A 19,373-nucleotide genomic window follows, 5' to 3' on the forward strand; every position below is an offset into this window, starting at 1 on the left:
CCTTATGTGTTTGCAACGTTTTTTCTTTCAGACGAATAAAATCTCATCCTCTGTCAGTAATTCTTCACCTCGAAAACGCAGCAGCACTTGTGCTACTGTTACCGTGTCTTTTTCACAATAAGTAACAATACGGTCGATATCTTTCTCATTATAATACACATCTCGAACTTGGCTTCCATCAATATCATCTTTCGGCGAAGGAATCCCCAAAACGTGTGTTAATAACTTCAATGAAGTAAAATGCTTATAATCACCAAACTTCCACATTTCTAACGTATCCAAGTGTGGAACTTCCCAAGGTTTTTTCCCGAACAATTGCATTTTTTGAGGAACACGTATCTTATTGATTATCATACGTCTTGTAATATACGGAAAATCAAACTCCTTGCCATTATGTGCACAAAGTAATTTATTGGGGCGAGAAAAATGCTGGTCTATAAGTTGAGAAAATCCCTTTAAAATCTTTATTTCATCACCAAAAAAGGAAGTAACTCTAAAGGTGCGTTGTTCGTTTCGGAAAGAAAAATAACCAACTGATATACAAACAATTTTACCAAACTCTGCCCAAATTCCGGCTCGTTCATAAAATTCTTCGGCAGTAAAGTCATCTTTTCGTTGATACTTTGTTTTTTCTTCCCACAATTCTTGTTCAATTTGTGAAAGTTCCTCATAATCTTCAAAAAGAGGAACTGTTTCAATATCCAGAAAAAGAATATCCTCTAAATTGATTTTATTGAGCATTATTTTCTAACATTTTATAAGTTTCATCAATATATCCGTAGATGTCCTCAGTAAAAGGGTCTCCTCCCTCCTCTTCTATTCCTTTCAAATGCCCAAGTCTGGCAATCATTATGTTATCTTCTGGCTGAACGATAACGTATTGCCCTAAATGTCCCCGCATCATAAAAAACTTTCTGCCATTATGGGTTAAAAGCCACATTCCGTAACCATATTCCGGACTTTCAGGAAATCGCGACTGAATTGATTTAGCTACAAAGACAGAATCCAAAACCTGTCGTCCGTTCCATTTTCCATAGTTATGATAAAGTTTGCCAAGTCGGGCAAAATCACGGGCATTAGAAGCTATGCAACAGTAGGCTTTTTCCATTCCATTCGTATCACTATCAACCTGCCAAAGAGCATCGCTTTCCGCCCCTAATGGCTTCCAAATCGATTCTGACAAATAATCGGAAAGTGTTTTACTTGTGGCTTTCTCAAGTATCATTGCCAATAACTGTGTATTTCCACTTTGATACACATATTTTTTTCCCGGCTCTTCAATAATTTTCACTCGTTGCATCACCTCTCTCAAATCCGTATCAAAATAAGCCTGCGTGGTAATTGAAAACGGACTGTAATACGACTCATCCCAATCAGAACCTGAAGCCATTGAAGCCAAATCACCCACAGTAAGTTTTGATGCCAATCCTTCCGAAAATTCAGGGAGAAATTCCGCCACAGGTTGGTTTAAACTTTTAATATATCCGTCAAGAATAGCCTTTCCGAGCAAAGCAGAAACATACGACTTCGCCATAGAGAATGAATTACTTTTCGATTTTTCAGAATATCCATCGAAATACTGTTCGTGCCAAATACTGTCATTTTTAAAGATAAGAAAAGCTACGGATTTATATTTTTCGTGCAAACGCTCCAAATCTTTTGTAGGCTTTACTCTGTTGTAGCTTTTGTGCAATGCCCAAGGTTGGGATTCTGTTCCTTTACTGACAGTTCTATTATCAAACTTCTCGTAATCAGACAAAAAAGCCGTTTTATGTCCCGAACCATAAATAATACAAACAGCCTTAATAATATATCCGTATCCGCTTGCATACATTCCCGCTACCACCAGTAAAAGCAGAATAACCAATCCTATGAAAATTTTCTTTACGTATTTCATAACTTCACGAATCAAAAAATATCTTTCCAAAAATACAAATATTATTTCAAAAATCAATCTTTTATGAAGTTTTCGCAACTTTAACTTCTAAATACACTCTTGAAGATATTCATAAAATTGATCGCAGTACTTGGCGTCAATTTCTTCCAAACATTGTAAAAAAATCAGAGGGCTATTAAAAACCGAATGAACAACACGCTTGAAGCCCAGTTTACTCTTCGATTTTTCAGAAGTTTCCAAGTATTCAATTGTCAGGAAATTATATGTTAAACAAAATTTTGTAAGGCATTGGATTTCTTTATCCAAACCGTGCAACTGCGAAAGATTTTGATATGCTTTCTTTTCTTGTTCAAATCGGGCAACATTATTGATTTTCCCCCGTAAAAAATCACGAGCATATTGCAAATCGGTATGAAAAATTTCCTTCTCAGAAGAAGGTAACACAACATAGGACACAAAATCCAAACAAACTTCAACAAATTTTGGATAGGTAAGTTTTGTGATGTAATTTTCTTGCTTAATTTTTTTATAAATTAGTGTACTCTTCCATTCTGTGTTTCTCTCTTTTGCCATAAAATTTGTATATAAAACAGAAAAGCTACCTTTTTAAGTTGGTAGCCTTTCTTCAAGAAATATTTATACTTTCGTGATATTACATCATTCCTGGCATTCCGCCACCCATCGGAGGCATTCCTGCTCCTTTTTCTTCTTTGATATCAACCAAAGCACATTCAGTAGTCAAAATCATTCCTGCCACTGAAGCTGCATTTTCCAAAGCTACACGTGTAACTTTCTTAGGGTCAATGATTCCTGCTTTAAACATATCAATATACTGACCAGTTTTAGCATTGTAACCAAACGTATCACGTGCTGCATCTTGTACACGAGCCACTACAACAGAACCTTCCACACCTGCATTTTCAACGATAGTGCGTAGAGGAGCTTCCAATGCTTTTGCAACAATTTGAACTCCTGTTGCTTCATCGGCGTTTACAGGTTTAATTTTCGCTAAAACAGGTTTGGTACGGATAAGTGCAATCCCTCCTCCGGCAACAATTCCTTCTTCAACAGCAGCACGAGTTGCGTGAAGAGCATCATCAACACGGTCTTTTTTCTCTTTCATTTCCACTTCCGAAGCAGCTCCTACGTAAAGAACCGCCACACCACCTGACAATTTCGCCAAACGCTCTTGCAGTTTCTCACGGTCATAATCAGAGGTTGTCACTTCAATTTGAGCCTTAATTTGGTTTACACGTGCTTGAATTTGCTCAGCATCGCCTGCTCCATTTACAATTGTAGTGTTATCTTTGTCGATAGAAACTTTTTCAGCTGTACCCAACATTTCGATAGTGGCATTTTCAAGCGTAAAGCCACGCTCTTCAGCGATTACAGTTCCACCTGTCAAAATGGCAATATCTTCCAACATTGCTTTTCTTCTGTCACCAAATCCTGGAGCTTTTACAGCAGCAATGCGAAGCGTTCCACGTAATTTATTGACAACCAAAGTAGCTAATGCCTCTCCGTCAATATCTTCCGCAATGATTAATAACGGTTTACCTGATTGGGCAACTGGCTCTAACACAGGCAATAAATCTTTCATTGTGGAAATTTTCTTATCGTAAAGTAAAATATACGGACGGTCTAACTCAGCAACCATTTTTTCTGAATCGGTTACAAAATATGGAGAAAGATATCCTCTGTCAAATTGCATTCCCTCCACTACATCTACATAAGTGTCAGTACCTTTAGCTTCTTCAACAGTGATAACACCTTCTTTTCCTACTTTTTCGAAAGCAGCTGCAATCAATTCACCGATAGTATCGTCATTATTTGCTGAAATTGAAGCTACTTGACGGATTTTTTCAGAAGAAGAACCTACTTCTTTGGCTTGTTTTGCTAAATTTTCAACAATTTTGCTAACAGCTTTATCAATTCCTCGTTTTAAATCCATCGGATTTGCACCAGCCGCTACGTTTTTCAAGCCTTCCTTAACGATAGCTTGAGCCAAAACGGTCGCTGTGGTTGTTCCGTCACCAGCCAAATCATTGGTTTTTGAAGCAACTTCTTTTACCATTTGAGCTCCCATATTTTCAAGAGCGTCTTCTAATTCAACCTCTTTTGCAACGGTTACACCATCTTTGGTAATATGAGGAGAGCCAAATGATTTACTGATAATTACGTTACGTCCTTTGGGTCCTAAAGTTACTTTTACTGCGTTTGCTAACGCATCAACACCACGCTTTAAACCTTCGCGTGCTTCTATATCAAATTTAATTTCTTTTGCCATTTTTTATTTCTTTGCTTTTAGCGGTTAGCTTTTGGTCATTAGCTTTCCGCAGATTATTTTATTAATTTATTACGTAATGATACTAATTGTTTTTTGATTAAGATTAAGTCATTATTCAAGATTTCAAAATTATCTTGGCTGATGTAACCCAAATCCTTTGCTAATAATAATTGATTTTCAGCTTCATTTGATGAACCAAGAGCAATGTTGATAAAATTTGCGAATTCTTTTTCGGAAACTCTGCCCGCTCCTTCCGATATGTTATACGAAATGGATGCAAAAGCTCTTCTTATTTGTGAAGTGAGTCCAAAAATTTCTTCTTTTGGAAAGTTTTTAGTTACTTGATAAATATTTAAAACCAAGCTGTGGCTTAAACTGCCAAACTACAAATTTTTTGAAATCTCTCATTTTATTTTGGTTCTTGCTAATAGCTAAAAGCCAACAGCTAACAGCAATGTTTAAATTACTGCCAAAACATCATTCTCTCTCATAATGAGATAATCCCTTCCTTCTAATTTAAGTTCGGTTCCTGCATATTTTCCGTAAAGAACTACATCTCCAACTTTCAAAGTAATCGGATTGTCTTTTGTTCCCGCACCTACGGCAACTACAGTTCCTTTTTGTGGTTTTTCTTTTGCAGTATCAGGAATGATAATACCCGATGCCGTAGTAGTCTCAGCTACTGCAGGCTCTATTAATACTCTGTCAGCCAAAGGCTTAATTTTCACTTTTGCCATATTTTATGTCTTTATTAAATTTATAATTCAGTTTCAAAAACTTGATAAACCAATTAAGAAGTTATCTAAAAAACTTCTTTTATATTTTTTCATTCAAACAATTCAGAAAGTATGCCAAATAAAGAAAACTGACATTATGTCACACTTCATTTCTAAACAAAAATTGAGAATTGACAATCCCTCGATACTCAATTCTCAATTTTTTAATCCTAATTTCTCAGTTATTATTGTGCTGTATTTGAAGTTGTTCCTGGTTGTTGTGCTCCGTTTGTAGAAGCCGGTGTATTCAAAATGTTATTTTGCACAGGAGCTCCTCCATCTAATAATTTTGAATCAGAACCCGTTGTTGCACTTGATTGCAATAACGTATTAGCCACCAAAATCAACACTGCCAAAAGAGTTGCAAACGTCCAAGTGCTACGCTCCAAAAAGTCTCCTGTCTTTTTAACTCCTCCTACGACTTGCGTATTTCCGCCAAAAGAAGAAGAAAGTCCTCCTCCTTTAGGATTTTGAACCATAATAACCAATGCAAGGAGCAAGCATACTACCACAATAAGGATTAAAAAAATGTTGAATGTTGTCATTTAAATAAATTATTTTTGTTGTTGTAAATTTTTAATTTCTTGTATTTGGGATGCAAAGTAAGCACTTTTTTCTGGATTTTTCAAAATTAATATTTCATAAGCTTGAATTGCCTGCTTGTATTTTTTCTGATTTACGTAAACCTGGGCCAATGTTTCGGTCATTAACTGGCGTGGGTCAGTCTTAACTTCGTTTGCCAAATTCACGTTTGAAGAATAATCTTTCGTGGGTTCAATCTTAGGGTTTGTCTCCAGAAATTTATCTATCAAATGGAATTTTTTAGCTACATTATCATCCTTATATTCAGAAGATTGCACTTCTTTATCCTCTGAAATATTTTTCAACCACTCCGAGATAGAATCCACTTTATTACCCAAAACAGCACCTTCTTTTTCTGCTGCCTTTTCAGGAACTAAGTCATTCATTTCTTCCTTATAAACGAGGATAGACTCTATATCTCCTTGGCGAATAAATTTTTCTGAAAAAATATCTTCATCAAAAATAGATTTTGGCACTTGAGGCGTTGTAAATGTTTCCGAAGATTGATAATTCACGCTAACAACTTCGGTATTTTCTTTCGCTTCCTGTCGTTGTACCGCTTTTTTTATCTCGTTCAAATCCTGCTTTAACGCCGAAACATCAGGCACAACAGCTTTGGAATGTATGAATTCATACAAAACCGAACGATCCAAAACGTGAACCGCAGCAAGCTTTAAAGCCTTATTGTAACGATAATTCCCCTCAGAATGAAGCACCTTAAGTTGTAACACACGAGCAGCCTGAAAATAAGGATATTCCTTCACGATATGATCTAATTCGTGTGCTTGTTCTTCCCCAATTGCGTAAGGATTCTTTAATATTTCAACAAACTCTTTTACTGTCATTCTTTTACCAATCAGCCAACGATGCGTTAAAAATATCTTGAGTAATTCGTTCAAAAATTTCAGGGATTGCCGTGCCTTTCACCGAACTCAACTGGGAAGACCCGGGATAATCATAATAAAAAGAAAAACGTTTTTCAAAGTCCTTATTTTCTTCTACATTATTAGTAAAACGTACATTCACAGCTATTGTAAGCCGGTTCTGAGCAGCCGTTTGCTGTGCTGTTGCCGTCATTGGAGCAATGTTAAACTCCACTATTTCACCTTCATACACCAAATCTCCGTTTCTATCGGTTAAAGAAAGATTCGTTTGATTATTAATCAAATCTTGCAATGCAATGGTAAAATCCCTATCTAAACCCGGCTCCACTAAAGCGGCATCATTACGAAAAAAGTTCACCTGAAATGTTTTTGCTTCTCCTGTGCTTCCTCCCGTAAAGTTATAAACACCACAACCTGTTATCATTACAAGTATTAACAAAAAATAAAATCTCTTCATAAAAGCCCAAAAATAAGTTTCGCAAGGTAGTTATTTTTTTTGAAACTACAAAATTCCTGAAAATAACTTTGTCATTTGAAAAAAAAAGCTTACTTTTGCACCCAATTTTAACATTTTAAACAACAAGCTATGTATGCAATTGTAGAGATAGCAGGGCAACAATTTAAAGTTTCAAAAGACCAAAAAGTGTTTGTTCATCGTTTGCAAAATGAAGAAGGAGAGAAAGTTGCGTTCAACAATGTTCTTCTTTTGGATAACAACGGTGCAATCACCATAGGCGCCCCAGCTATAGACGGAGCTTCAGTTGAAGCCAAAGTGGTAAAACATCTTAAAGGAGACAAAGTCATTGTTTTCAAAAAGAAAAGACGTAAAGGATACAAAGTTAAAAATGGTCACAGACAATATTTAACAGAAATCCTTATTGAAAACATCATCGCATCAGGAGCTGCAAAACCAGCAAAAACTGAGAAAAAAGAAGAAAAACCTTCGACAAAGTCAGGAAAAGCTGACGATTTGAAAAAAATTGAAGGAATTGGACCAAAAGCATCAGAGGCTCTTGTAGCTGCTGGTGTGGACACGTTTGCTAAATTAGCCAAAAAATCAGCAGACGAAATCAAAACCATTCTGACAGAAGCAAGTTCAACATTGGCTCACTTAGATCCTCAAACTTGGGCTGCACAAGCTCAATTAGCCGCTGACGGTAAATGGGATGAGTTGAAAAAATGGCAAGACGAGCTTAATGGTGGTATTGTAAAATAATTTTAAAACTTAAAAATTAAAGAAAATGGCTCACAAGAAAGGTGTCGGTAGTTCGAAGAACGGAAGAGAATCTCACTCAAAACGATTGGGAGTGAAAATTTACGGTGGACAAGCTGCTGTTGCAGGTAATATCATCGTAAGACAAAGAGGAACTCAACATAATGCAGGTGAAAACGTGTACATAGGTAAAGACCATACACTACACGCAAAAATTGACGGTGTTGTTAAGTTCGAGAAAAAGAAAAATAATAAATCGTATGTTTCAGTAGTTCCTTTTGAAGCATAATTATTATTTGAAAATAACATCAAAAGGCTTGGGTAAAATTTCTCCAAGCCTTTTTTGTTTTTCGTACCTTAGCAAACTACTCTGGCAAGTAGATGATATCTCCGTTTTCCAATTGGTAAGCCGTCCCGATGCGTTTGCCACGCTTTTGAGAATCACCATTGGTATTTGAAGGTACGTATTTATTAATTTTTTTTCCTTCTCTGGTAATGATTTCCATATTATCCTTACCCGGATTTTTAACAATAGTAAAATCCTCATTGGTAAACATTTCCGTCATATTCATATTCATTACCATCGCAACCATCAATGCCACAGCAAAAACCATTGCCACATCAAAAAGATTGACCACAACACTCAGCGGGTCGCTTTCTTCCTTACTACTCAACAGAAGAGATATTCGTTTTTTGGACTTCATTGGTCAATTTTTTGATTACGAACTTGTGAAATATAATATAGGTTATTTGATTCTTGCGTGTACCATCTTTGCTTAATTTGTTGTGTAACAAGCCCCACCATACTAATGACCAATCCCACAACAGTTGTAGCAAATACAATCTGCATATTATAAGCCATACCTGAAATGTCTCCCGATGACAGCCCCACCAAAGCAGGACTCATCGCAATAAGCGTTCCGATAAGTCCCAGCACAGGACCTATCTTCGCTAAAAGTTTCGAAGCAGCGATGTCCTTATCAGCATCAATTTCAAAATTGGTAATAAGATACTCAGCATAAGCGATGTCGGGTTTATGTAACAGCATATCTCTCAAATATTTTATGTACAGCGAATTATCTCTCTCAGGGAGTATTTCCTTGATGCTTTCTACGGTATCGGGAGAGCTGTTTTTAATGGTTTCATTCAATAATTTGTCATTCTTTTGCTTGTTGATAAACCGATTGTAGGAACTTCCCACCATCAGCAAAGATTTTACAAATAGGTACAATAACACAATAATATCGGGTATGAGTAAGCTATTGGCTACCCAGAATAATATTTTAGAAATGGTTTCCATCTTCCTTTATGTATTGATTATTTCTTTTTATTATTACACTTTTTTCAGGTTTTTCCGATTGCGAAAATATTTCCATTTAATTCGGTTTACGACAAATCCGATTGCAAAAACAACAATGAAAAGCAAAAATGTAAACAAATGTTCTTTGTAATTTACAGACTGATTTTTAGGAACATACACAATATTTCCGTTAGCCGTACTTATCAGTCCCAATCCCGTAACCAACAGGCTTGCTAAAAACAACATCTCCAAACGAATGTCTTTTTCAGGCAACAGCCATCGTACAAAATAACTCATTATAAAAATCCCCAAAGTTACTCCCAAAGCTATCAGAACGGCAAGTATGAAAAAGTCGATACCCGTAAAGTAAAACATCGATTGTGCTGTAACATAAAACACCATCGGGAAGATTAACAATCCCGAATAAGCCTTCAGCATTGCAAAGCGTTTGCTTTTCTGAGGAATGTACAAGTCTTTAAGCGAAAGAAAGCAAAAACCTATGTACAACATTGACTCTATTGTTACTATTACGGCGATTGTGCTAAGAATGTGTGTATCCTCAAGCCACCATTTCAACTCGGTTTGCGATTGCTCAGTAGCGATGGGATATACATACATTACAAAAAGACCAACAAGTACGGAAAAAAGCAAACGATATTTGGCTTGCCAAAAGCTGATTTTCAACACAGTATTCAGAACAATGCCTGCCAATAAAATAGAAATGAGAACCTCCATTACAATTATTACATTTGTTTGTAAATCAAATAACTATTTTTAACCCTTTTGCTTGTCTTACGGATTTTTTGTCAGCGTTTGTCTTCCAATCAAAGAATTATAAAACAAAGCAATCTCATTCATTTTTATCGGCTTCGTTTTCTTATTCTGACAAAAATAACAATCGCGACAAATACAGCAACAACGCCAATGCCTATCCAAAGCCCGTCAAGTATTACTTTTTCTTTCTCTTGTGATAACTCTTCCTTGCGTAACACTTTACTGTCTTTGCGTTCTGTATCGGTTGAGCTGTTCTTGGCTTCTGCAATTCTCTGACGATACGTGGCAGCTTGCTGCGGAGAAACTTGTTTTTCTATATATTCCTGCAACTTAGCATTATTACCGCTGAATCCGGAAGGTTCCAATCCAAAACGCTCTACAAACTGCAAATGTAAATCGGTCAAGGCTTTAAGCTGACTGTCAGTAGCTTTCCAAAGTCCTTTACGAACGGTTTCTATCATTACTGCCGTAATTTCCTGCATTGCAGCCGGATTTTCTCTTTCAAAGAAAGTTCGTATGCCTAAGTTCTCTTTATCAAGAACATACAAATCGTGTACTTGATTCCAAAAAGCATCATCAATCACTTCAGGACGAGTAGCCTCCCAACCAAAAGCGTTGGTTACCAATTCCGTAATTCCTTCAGCACTGGTTTTACCTCCTTTCAAAACATCTTTAACATATTTTGGATTGAAAATCGTTGCCCGCGACTCAACTCCCACAGCTTCTTTAAGTTCCTGCATACGCATACGATTGTGGTTGCGATAATCCGCTAAATAAGCATCAGGGTCTTTGCCGGTAACTTTTTTAATTGCCGTGTTCATTCCTCCCATAAACTCAAAAACGTGGTCGAGGCTCAAAGCTCCCCAAACATTGCTTTGTCGAGGTTGTATAAGCACATCGGTATTTTGTAAGGAAGCCTCAAACAGAGCTGCTCTATGTTCACCCCACTCTTTTTCAAGACCATAAACCGCCCCCATATTGTTGATATACACTTGGGCAATGTCATTTTGTGTTTCCCATTTATCTCCTGAAAGCATCAAATCTTTGGTTCCTGTGCTGTAACCACCTCCAAGCCCTCCGAAAATGCGTTGTTTTGAGAGTTCACGAGCTTCTTTGGGCGAAATTCCTTTATCGACAAGTGTTTTTTCTATATCTTGGTTTCCTTTATTGATATAATTTTCATATTCTTCATCATCGGAAGCCGAAGATGCCAATTCAATGGCTCGCGTGAGCAAGAACAATCGTGAGGCTGCCAAATCGCGGAATTGCCCCGAAGTTTGCACCACTATATCGATACGAGGTCGGTTAAGTTTTTCTGACGGAATAAGCTGAAGGTCAGTAATTCTACCAAAACTATCACGCATAGGCTCCACGCCCAACATATACAATGCTTGAGCAATTGACACGCCTTCAGTTTCAATAAATTCACTGCTCCAAAAAGTATAGGCTATCTTCTGCGGATATTTACCGTGTTGTTTGAAATAGGTATCTATGGTATTTTGTGCCAAAGCGACTCCTCTGTCCCAAGCTACTTCGGTGGGCGTGATTTCTGCATTGATGGAATACAAATTACGTCCTGTGGGTATGGAACGCGGATTGGCAATAAGGTCTCCTCCCGATGAAGGTGCTACATATCCACCTTTCATTGCATTAAAAAGCGTTTGCATCTCCAAATCAGGACTTTCCTGCAAAGCTTTCCGATATTTGACAATATTGTTAATGGTTTTGTCAATTTCAACAATAGCCCTTGCCCGTTCTTTTTCAGCTTTTGTGTAAACAGGCTTTTTACCCTTTTGTGGCATTCCTCCCATATTTGTCATAGAAGGCATTTTATTTTTTACACTATCCGGAATAGATGATTTTTTGCCTGTAAAATCCCCTTTTGATTGGTTTTCTTTATCAGGTTTTCCTTGAGAGGTTATTTTTTCATCGTTTTTTTTGTCCGAACTACCCGATGAATCCATCACAAAAGGCATTCGCATTGGAGTAAGCATTTGTTTTGATTTTTCAATTTCTTCCACAGAAATTTTGGCAAATGAAGCTGTTAATTCAGAAGAAGTTTCCTTCCCTGCCAAAATCTGACGAATTAATTGCTTAGCAGGATTCAAATATTTCTGCGTAAAAAAAACTTGACTTTTAAGTTCTTTATCCGATACTTTTCCTTCTTGCTTATCAAGAGCTGCCAAGCTATACGCAATGGGATCAGCTCCCATAGCCAATACGGTAGAAAGCATCTGGTCGGTCGTATATGGTTCTCCTGTAATGTAAAGCGTTCCGTTGATTTTCTCGGTGGAAATCTCCTCAGCGAAATTATCCAACTTCATTATATCTTCCTCACTGTATGGAACTGAACGAATGCTATCCAGACGCAAATCACGATGCAAGCCCATATCAACCGCAACTTTTTTTACCAACAAAGAAGCCTCTCTTTTCTGGTTATCAGGAGCTTTCAGATAGTTGCGAATATAATCTTGTAATCTGTTAAAAGTATTACGCATATCCGTTTCCTCAAAAGCAGGCGTCAGATACGACAGTGTTGTGGCATACGAACGCCGTTTCGCCATCATACTCTCTCCGATATTTGCAATGGTGTAATAATAGAAATGCGGTATGGCTCCCACCAAAGCATCACTCCAATCATCGCTACACAATGCAACTTGCTTTCCGGGCGTAAACTCAAGGCTTCCGTGTGTACCGAAATGCAACAAGGCATCGGCTTTAAAAGTATTCCGAACCCAAAAATAACTTCCCAAATAAGCGTGTGTGGGCGGTTCTTCAACTCCGTGAGCCATTGTAAAATCATCTTCTCCCAAAGCAACAGCAGGCTGAGGCAATATTACCACATTGCCAAATGTGATTTGAGCTACCGCCAGATAATCTTTCCCGTTTTGATTTACTGACATATATCCGCCTTCGGGAGCTCCGTAAGTGTTAATCACATTGTCATAAGCTGATTTTGTCAAAGATTTTTCCATCCATTGTTTGTACTGAGAAGTTTCAACAAGTGCAGGATTACCTTCTTTGATGAATTTATCAAACACACCAAAGGCTTTATCAGGAATAACGCTACCGCTTCTGTCCAATAACGCTTCAAATTCTCTCACATTTTCAGGAAGATTTTCTACTTTGAAACCTTCCGCTTTCATACGTTTGAGCAAATTATAAAGCGATGCCCCTGCTTCCAAACCCTGTCCTGCCAAAGCGTGCGAACCTATACCTTTAAAATAATAAATCGCCACCTTTTTTTCAGAAGTTGGGATATGTTTTAATTGGATGAAATTCTGCACAATTTGGGTAAACTTATCAAGCCGATTCGGAATGGTTTTGAAAGCGAAAAATCCCTTGTCGTTCTTTTCCTGAGCGATAATTACGTGCGGATAGATGGCTCCGTCAAGCTCTGGCATCACTATGGTCTGCCCCATAAATCCTCCGAACATTCCCATTTTGTCTTTAAGCCAATCTTCTTCCAATTGCAATATCGAAATCGGGGCAAAAATAGGGATGTTCCTCTGCTTCAAATATTCAACAAATACATCTCCGTTCATCATAGAAAGCCTTCCGTGCGGAAAATAAACAACCGCATCAGGATTAATTTCTTGCAAAAATTCCAGCCTCTTATCGAAAGAAAAAATAGGATATACATTATTTCCTTGGCTTTCAAACGAACGTATGACATTATCAATATATTCCCGATTACCGCCAAAAGGAGAATGTATTCCAGAAATTATGGCAATTTTCGGAGCGTTTTCCTTGTAACAATTATTTTCTTTTAAATATTTTTCAAATGAAGAAACATCAGGAAAATCCACATTTTCATCAATGTGAAAAAGCACATCTTTTTTGCTTACGGAAGGAGCTTCGGGCGTTGTAACGAACAGCTTTTTCTTGTCTATCGACTGACGGACGTATCTCCCTAAATTCTGATAATTTTTCTTATCTCCGCTATCCAAATAATCCGTTATATTTTTAAGATGCAACGAATCCAAACTGCTTATTTTATTTTCAGGCGATGTAACCACAAAAAAATGTGTGGGTACTTTCTGCGATATTTCAATGAATTTACTTCGTTGTTCTTCATTGATTTTCAAACCCATAGCCCAAGTCAGGATAAAATCATAATTTTTGAGTTTGTCCATTTCGTCAACCGAAACGGCTTCGTAAGTGATAAAATCATCTGTATTGGACAGAGCGATGTTTGATGCCTGAAACGACGGAAAATTCACCAAAGCAATACGAGTGGGTGCCACCCATTTTTTCCAGCCAAAAATCCCTATCGCTACCAACAGCAACAATACAAAACTGAGTAAAAAGATTTTTTTAGTTTTCATATTAATATATTTTCTTGATTATCTGATTTTCAACCTAATAAAGCGACCATCTCAGCCCAACAAAATACGTCCTCCCTGGCGAAATACTCGAATAAAAACTTGTCGTTTTGGTGGTATAATCAAATAAGTTGTTTATTCCTGCATTGAGCGTCAAATAGTACGGTAATCGTATGGAGGTTTGCAGTCGCCATATTGTGTAACCTTCGTAAGGAATATAAAATTCTTGGTCATCATTGTCAAGCCCGAATAATTCGGAAGAGCTAACGTGTTTTCCGCTCAGGATAACATTGGGAATGTATTTCACGTCCGGTTTTGGTATATATTCTGCTTTGAAAGTAAATGTGTGTGGTCGGTTAGTGGATTTTCTTTTCTCGGCATTGTAGTAAGAATATGAACCTTTGATTCGGAAAGATTTACTCAATCGATATGTTGCCGAAAGCTCTGACCCTATAATGCGGGTTTTACCGTCAAAGTTGGTATATTGAATTGTGTCTCGGGAATTGTTCCAATCATTATCAATTTTATCTTTCATCACGGAAACTTGCGTCATTGCGGTTACGTTCCATTTTTTCGTGTTGTAATCCACTGAAAAATTGATATTGTTGTTACTTTCGGGTTTTAGTTTTTTATTTCCCATTATCTGAAAACCTCCTCCCCACGGATGAAACCAATTGGTATACAACTCCTTAAGTGTAGGCGAACGAAATCCGGTAGAGTAGCCCAGCCTAAAAGTTAAATCGTTTACTTTGTACATTCCCGAAAGACGATACGTGAAATGCTCCTTAAAGAAAGAATGATAGTCCATACGAATCCCTGTAACTAACGTAAAACTCGGGCTCAAAACCCAATCTTGCTGTGCAAACAAAGTGTAATTCTTGGCACTTTCGGTAGTTTCTGTTCCTTTGCTGTTAAATCGGAAACTGAGCAATTTATCCATAAAAACCTCACTACCAGCAACAAATGTATGCTTTTTATTTATGATTTGATTGTATTGAGCCGCAACTCGCCAAATGATATTTTCGTAATTTTTCTCTCTTTCATTGAGTAGTCTGTAGTAATTAGATTTATTATATTGGTCAAAAGCCCCTGACAAACTGAGCGTTTTGTTTTCGCCAAAAGAAAAATCCGTTTTTGCCCCCATTGTGTAATTGTGATAATGGTCTCGCACTTTTTCGGCTGCTTGCGTTCCGCTATTTCTTTCACTAAAGTAGTAACTTGGCGTAAGTTCAAGACTCATTTTCTGCGGAATAATATTGAATTTCAGCTTCGGAGAGGCACCGTAATTGGTAAATCCGGCTACGTTCATTTGAGATAATTCTGTTTCCTTGACAGTTCCGTCAGCATAAATTCTTTGCAAAGGGCTTGTATCTGTCAGCATATAAGGCTCTCGCTGTTTGTAAAAAGAAGCCACGCCCAAACTTCCCCAATTTTGCCTTGTCCCTAACGAAAGATTAATTTTATGGTCTTGATTTGTATCATAAAGATAACTTGCCGTGATATCAATTGGGTTTTGTGCGTCTTTGGTAATGATATTTATAACTCCTCCCAAGGCATTTGAGCCGTACAAAGACGATGAAGCTCCTTTAATAATTTCAATTCGTTCAATATTATCAAGGTCAATACGGTCATAATCAACATTATCGAATGTTTCGCCAGCCATTCGCTCTCCGTTCATCAGGAAAAGAACGTACTTCCCGCCAAATCCCATCATATTAATGTTAGGCATTCCGCCGTGATAAGTAAAATTAATTCCTGAAAATTCGGTTTCCAAAAAGTTCTGAAAATCAGTTGCCTGCGATTTTCTGATTTCCTCAGAAGTAATTACCTGAACCGTAATAGGAACATTTTTAAGGTTTTTAGGCGTACGAGTAGCGGTAACGATAACCTCTTCAATTTCAATATCTTTATCTCTGCAAATGGCAAGGGTTAGCGTGTTTGTTTTTTCTGTCAGACGAATTGCAGTAAAAGTTCCCTTAAAGCCATCTTTAGTTAAGTAAAGAATGTACTTGCCTTTGGGCATATTATGAAAAATAAAGTTTCCGTCTTTATCAGAAAAGACTTGTTTTTCAATGCCTTGTATTTCTACGGAAGCATTTGAAATACTTTTATTTGTTTGGCAGTCAATTATTTTTCCTGAAATAGAATATTGCCCAAACAAATTGGCAATAAATAAAGAAAATAGAAATGATAAATAAACTCGTTTCATTGTATTAGCTATAAATTGTAAGGGCGGAAAAATGCTCCCACCCTTACGCAGACTCTTATCTCATAATTTTGAGTTAGAATTTCCCGTCTTGGCTTGTTATGTACTTGAATGTCAAATATCCCGGTTTCGATTTCTCGTTGTAAAAATCAGTAACTTGGATTTTTACGAATTTTCCCTTGGCTGTTTTCAGCACGTACACCCATTTGGTAGGAGCGTACACACTTGGCCAAGTATTCATATTTTTAGGAGAAAGGCTTATATGCCCCGTTTTTGATTCAAACCCGCCTGACATTAAGGAAGAAAACGTGCCTTTTTTGGTGGTCGGCGGATAGCCATACATCATATCTCCTTCCGTATCTTTTACGTATCCTTCTGAAGGAGCTTCTTTTACAGCATCAAATTCTTTGCTTTCAGCCCTTACTACTTCTGCTTTTCCACCTCCGGACTCGCCTCCGTTGGTTTTTACGTAAAATTCAGAAAAAGCAATATCCCAATCGGTGCTTTCTTTCGGATTTGTAACCTCAATCTTTTCTCCTTTCTCAAAAGAGAAATACACCCAATCTTTAGATGTGGTAACATCCAAATTTTTCACCTCCTTGGCTTCTGCAGTTGGTTTTTCGTCATCTTTTTTGATTTCATCTTTTTTACAAGACATTAATACTCCGGCTGCTACCAAAATAGCTGTAATAAAAATTCTTTTCATTGCATTATCATTTTATGATTAAAATTTCCCATTAGTACTGTATTTATATTTAAATGTCAAGAATCCGGACTTATCAGTTTTACTATGGTTATATCCTGTAAGCTGAATTTTAGCAAACTTCCCATCAGCAGTTTTAACTACATATACCCATTTTGTAATTTCTTGTTTTGGAGTTGTTTCCGGCGGAGTGGGCGGAGCATAATTCCACCAACCTTTTGATTCTTTAACCATTACAGTTCCTGTGATAGCAGTATTTACTGAAATAGAAACGGATTCTTGCCCCGGTCGTGGAGAGCTTGTTACCTCTGTATCTGCCACATAACCGTCTGCCGGCGATTCTTTCACCGAATCAAATTCCTTATTGTTTGTATTTATGACTCCTGCTTGCCCTTTACCTGAAGTTCCTCCGTTGGTTTTGACATTATAACGACTGAAAGCGATGTCCCACGAAAGGTCTGTTGCAGGTTCAGTAACAGAAACTTCTTTTCCTTGTGAAAAAGAAAAATACACCCAAGCACCTGTTTTACTTGCATCTAAGTCGCTAATTTCCTTGTAACCTTTATCTATAACTGGTGGTTCCGGGCTATTATCTTCTTTTTTACAAGCCCCTAATACTAACGCTCCTACCAAAAGAGCGGATAAAATACCTCTATTCATACAATATAAAATTTAAAATAACAGATGCAAAAGTATTATTTTTATTTAGAATAAACAAAAATAATAAACATTTTTTTCTGAACAGAACTTAACCCCCTATTAACATTCTTGTCCTTCTAACTTTTTTATATATTTTTTTCGAATCATTTTTTATTTTTAGAATAATATTTTATACCTTTGAAGCCCATTTGTGTCACATTAAATTAATGTTTTGAAATTATGAAAAAGCAACTTGAAAAAGAATTACAGGAATTAGCACAAAATATCATCTCGACAAAGGACAATTTAGATTTACCCGAATTAAAAAAAGAACTTGAGAAGTTACTTGAAAAGGTGTCTATTTTAAATTTTGTAGAGAAATATTACAATTCTGTTGGTTCATCAGAAGATCGTTTACAATACACAATGAAAAAGGTTGCAGATTTCATCGAAGAGGAACAAGATGAAAATGACATCTTTAACCTTCCTGTAGAAACCACTAAGGTTCAGAAAATTGTTCTGTCTCAAACGGAAAAAACTCCTTCTAAAAATGAAGAAAGTCAGGTAGCAAAAACAAACCATACCTCTGCCGAATCACATAAAACATCTGCTTACAAGGCATATCAGGATATTGTTCAAAAAGCACATACTCACCAAGAGATAGAGAAACAACACACTCATAACGAGCATCTTGCTGAAGAACAAAGTAAAACAACAGAAACAAAGCAAGTAACGCAAAAGCAGTCTTTAGAAGATTTCATTTCTCAAACGCAACATCCTGTGTTTGAGAAAAAAGAGGAAAACGAACCTGCAAAAACTCCATCTTTAAATGACCGCCTCGGAAAAACTGCTCAAATTGGATTAAACGATAGGCTTGCATTTATCCGTCAATTATTCTTCGGAAGCGAAAGCGAATATAACACTGTGGTTCAACACATTAATGACCTTCAAAGTGTAGAAGAAATCGCCCTCTACATAGAGCAAGAAATAAAACCTATCTACAACCATTGGAGAGGAAAAGAAGATTATGAAGAACGATTTTTAGGTTTAATGCTTAAGCGATTTGAAATTTAATGGGTAAACTTTACCTTATCCCCACTCCTATTGGAAATCTGGAAGACATCACTCTCAGAGCTTTACGAGTTCTAAAAGAAGTTGATTTTATCTTGGCAGAAGATACCCGAACAAGCAGTAAACTTCTGAAACATTACGAAATTTTCACCCCGATGCAAAGTTATCATATGCATAATGAGCATCAAGTAGTTGGGCATTGGGTACAACGAATCAAAAACGGAGAAAACGTGGGTTTAATCACAGATGCAGGAACTCCCGCCATTTCCGACCCCGGTTTTTTGCTTGTTAGGGAATGTGTTGAACAAGGAGTTGAAGTAGAATGCCTTCCGGGAGCTACAGCTTTTGTACCGGCATTGGTTAATAGTGCTTTGCCCAATGACCGTTTTGTTTTTGAAGGCTTTCTGCCGGATAAAAAAGGGAGACAAACTCGCTTATCTTTACTTACTGACGAGAAAAAAACGATGATTTTTTACGTTTCTCCCCACAAGCTAATCAAAACTATTTCGGACTTTATTCACATTTTCGGAAAGGAGAGAAGAGCTTCTATTTCTCGGGAAATCACTAAATTACACGAAGAAACACAACGAGGAACTCTTGAAGAATTATTACAGTATTATGAAAAAAAGGCTCCAAAAGGAGAAATTGTGATGATTGTTGAAGGAAAAACAACAAAGGAAAAAAGAGAAATTTCAAAAGAGTAATCTCCTCAAAAA

The 19,373-nt window shown here is 37.0% G+C and carries 20 protein-coding genes; 4 read left to right on the forward strand and 16 right to left on the reverse strand.

Annotation, left to right across the window (positions count from 1 at the left end):
- Positions 1-27 precede the first annotated feature (27 nt).
- The 9 genes from GN105_RS03450 to GN105_RS03490 form a co-directional block, all read right to left on the reverse strand.
- On the reverse strand, positions 28-741 hold the full coding sequence (locus tag GN105_RS03450; RefSeq protein ID WP_155284036.1) for a 3'-5' exonuclease: 714 nt from the start codon (positions 739-741) through the stop codon (positions 28-30).
- The gene (locus GN105_RS03455) at positions 731-1,897 is read right to left on the reverse strand and encodes a serine hydrolase domain-containing protein (RefSeq protein ID WP_155284319.1); all 1,167 of its coding nucleotides are present in this window, start codon (positions 1,895-1,897) and stop codon (positions 731-733) included. The genes GN105_RS03450 and GN105_RS03455 overlap by 11 nt, the downstream gene beginning before the upstream one ends.
- A gap of 87 nt (positions 1,898-1,984) precedes the next feature.
- The gene (locus tag GN105_RS03460) at positions 1,985-2,470 is read right to left on the reverse strand and encodes a hypothetical protein (protein ID WP_155284037.1); all 486 of its coding nucleotides are present in this window, start codon (positions 2,468-2,470) and stop codon (positions 1,985-1,987) included.
- A gap of 79 nt (positions 2,471-2,549) precedes the next feature.
- Positions 2,550-4,184, reverse strand: coding sequence for a chaperonin GroEL (gene groL / locus GN105_RS03465; RefSeq protein ID WP_155284038.1), 1,635 nt, complete (start codon positions 4,182-4,184; stop codon positions 2,550-2,552).
- 53 nt (positions 4,185-4,237) lie between these two features.
- Positions 4,238-4,546, reverse strand: coding sequence for a four helix bundle protein (locus tag GN105_RS03470; RefSeq protein ID WP_306452382.1), 309 nt, complete (start codon positions 4,544-4,546; stop codon positions 4,238-4,240).
- Positions 4,547-4,642: 96 nt separating this feature from the next.
- A complete protein-coding gene (locus tag GN105_RS03475) occupies positions 4,643-4,921 on the reverse strand; it encodes a co-chaperone GroES (protein ID WP_155284039.1) in 279 nt (92 codons plus the stop codon).
- A 224-nt stretch (positions 4,922-5,145) separates the two neighbouring features.
- Positions 5,146-5,505: a preprotein translocase subunit SecG gene (secG, locus tag GN105_RS03480; protein WP_155284040.1), complete on the reverse strand. Its 360-nt coding sequence runs from the start codon at positions 5,503-5,505 to the stop codon at positions 5,146-5,148.
- Between the two features lie 9 nt (positions 5,506-5,514).
- Positions 5,515-6,387: a DUF8458 domain-containing protein gene (locus GN105_RS03485; protein ID WP_155284041.1), complete on the reverse strand. Its 873-nt coding sequence runs from the start codon at positions 6,385-6,387 to the stop codon at positions 5,515-5,517.
- Between the two features lie 4 nt (positions 6,388-6,391).
- Positions 6,392-6,883: an LptE family protein gene (locus tag GN105_RS03490; protein WP_155284042.1), complete on the reverse strand. Its 492-nt coding sequence runs from the start codon at positions 6,881-6,883 to the stop codon at positions 6,392-6,394.
- Between the two features lie 129 nt (positions 6,884-7,012).
- On the opposite strand from GN105_RS03490, the gene rplU reads away from it, so the two are divergent.
- Positions 7,013-7,642, forward strand: coding sequence for a 50S ribosomal protein L21 (gene rplU, locus GN105_RS03495; RefSeq protein ID WP_155284043.1), 630 nt, complete (start codon positions 7,013-7,015; stop codon positions 7,640-7,642).
- A gap of 25 nt (positions 7,643-7,667) precedes the next feature.
- Positions 7,668-7,928, forward strand: a complete 261-nt coding sequence (gene rpmA, locus GN105_RS03500) for a 50S ribosomal protein L27 (RefSeq protein ID WP_155284044.1) — start codon at positions 7,668-7,670, stop codon at positions 7,926-7,928.
- 76 nt (positions 7,929-8,004) lie between these two features.
- Here rpmA and GN105_RS03505 read toward each other — a convergent pair whose 3' ends face one another.
- From GN105_RS03505 to GN105_RS03535, 7 genes are all read right to left on the reverse strand, one after another.
- Positions 8,005-8,343: a DUF2149 domain-containing protein gene (locus GN105_RS03505; protein ID WP_155284045.1), complete on the reverse strand. Its 339-nt coding sequence runs from the start codon at positions 8,341-8,343 to the stop codon at positions 8,005-8,007.
- Positions 8,340-8,939 carry a MotA/TolQ/ExbB proton channel family protein gene (locus tag GN105_RS03510; protein ID WP_155284046.1) on the reverse strand — a complete coding sequence of 200 codons (600 nt, stop codon included), beginning with the start codon at positions 8,937-8,939 and terminating at the stop codon, positions 8,340-8,342. The genes GN105_RS03505 and GN105_RS03510 overlap by 4 nt, the downstream gene beginning before the upstream one ends.
- A 33-nt stretch (positions 8,940-8,972) precedes the next feature.
- Complete coding sequence (locus GN105_RS03515) at positions 8,973-9,674, reverse strand: hypothetical protein (RefSeq protein WP_155284047.1); 702 nt, start codon at positions 9,672-9,674, stop codon at positions 8,973-8,975.
- A gap of 125 nt (positions 9,675-9,799) precedes the next feature.
- A complete protein-coding gene (locus tag GN105_RS03520; RefSeq protein WP_155284048.1) occupies positions 9,800-14,041 on the reverse strand; it encodes a cobaltochelatase subunit CobN in 4,242 nt (1,413 codons plus the stop codon).
- A gap of 34 nt (positions 14,042-14,075) precedes the next feature.
- The gene (locus GN105_RS03525; protein WP_155284049.1) at positions 14,076-16,247 is read right to left on the reverse strand and encodes a TonB-dependent receptor; all 2,172 of its coding nucleotides are present in this window, start codon (positions 16,245-16,247) and stop codon (positions 14,076-14,078) included.
- A gap of 73 nt (positions 16,248-16,320) precedes the next feature.
- Entirely contained in the window at positions 16,321-16,950 is a 630-nt protein-coding gene (locus tag GN105_RS03530) for an HmuY family protein (RefSeq protein ID WP_155284050.1), read from the reverse strand.
- Between the two features lie 18 nt (positions 16,951-16,968).
- Positions 16,969-17,607: an HmuY family protein gene (locus GN105_RS03535; RefSeq protein ID WP_155284051.1), complete on the reverse strand. Its 639-nt coding sequence runs from the start codon at positions 17,605-17,607 to the stop codon at positions 16,969-16,971.
- Between the two features lie 219 nt (positions 17,608-17,826).
- Here GN105_RS03535 and GN105_RS03540 point away from each other — a divergent pair, with 219 nt between their 5' ends.
- Positions 17,827-18,660 carry a DUF8457 domain-containing protein gene (locus GN105_RS03540; protein WP_155284052.1) on the forward strand — a complete coding sequence of 278 codons (834 nt, stop codon included), beginning with the start codon at positions 17,827-17,829 and terminating at the stop codon, positions 18,658-18,660.
- A complete protein-coding gene (gene rsmI / locus GN105_RS03545) occupies positions 18,660-19,361 on the forward strand; it encodes a 16S rRNA (cytidine(1402)-2'-O)-methyltransferase (protein ID WP_155284053.1) in 702 nt (233 codons plus the stop codon). The genes GN105_RS03540 and rsmI overlap by 1 nt, the downstream gene beginning before the upstream one ends.
- Positions 19,362-19,373: the final 12 nt, after the last annotated feature.

The organism is Capnocytophaga felis (assembly GCF_009684755.1).
GTDB classification, from domain to species: Bacteria; Bacteroidota; Bacteroidia; order Flavobacteriales; family Flavobacteriaceae; genus Capnocytophaga; species Capnocytophaga felis.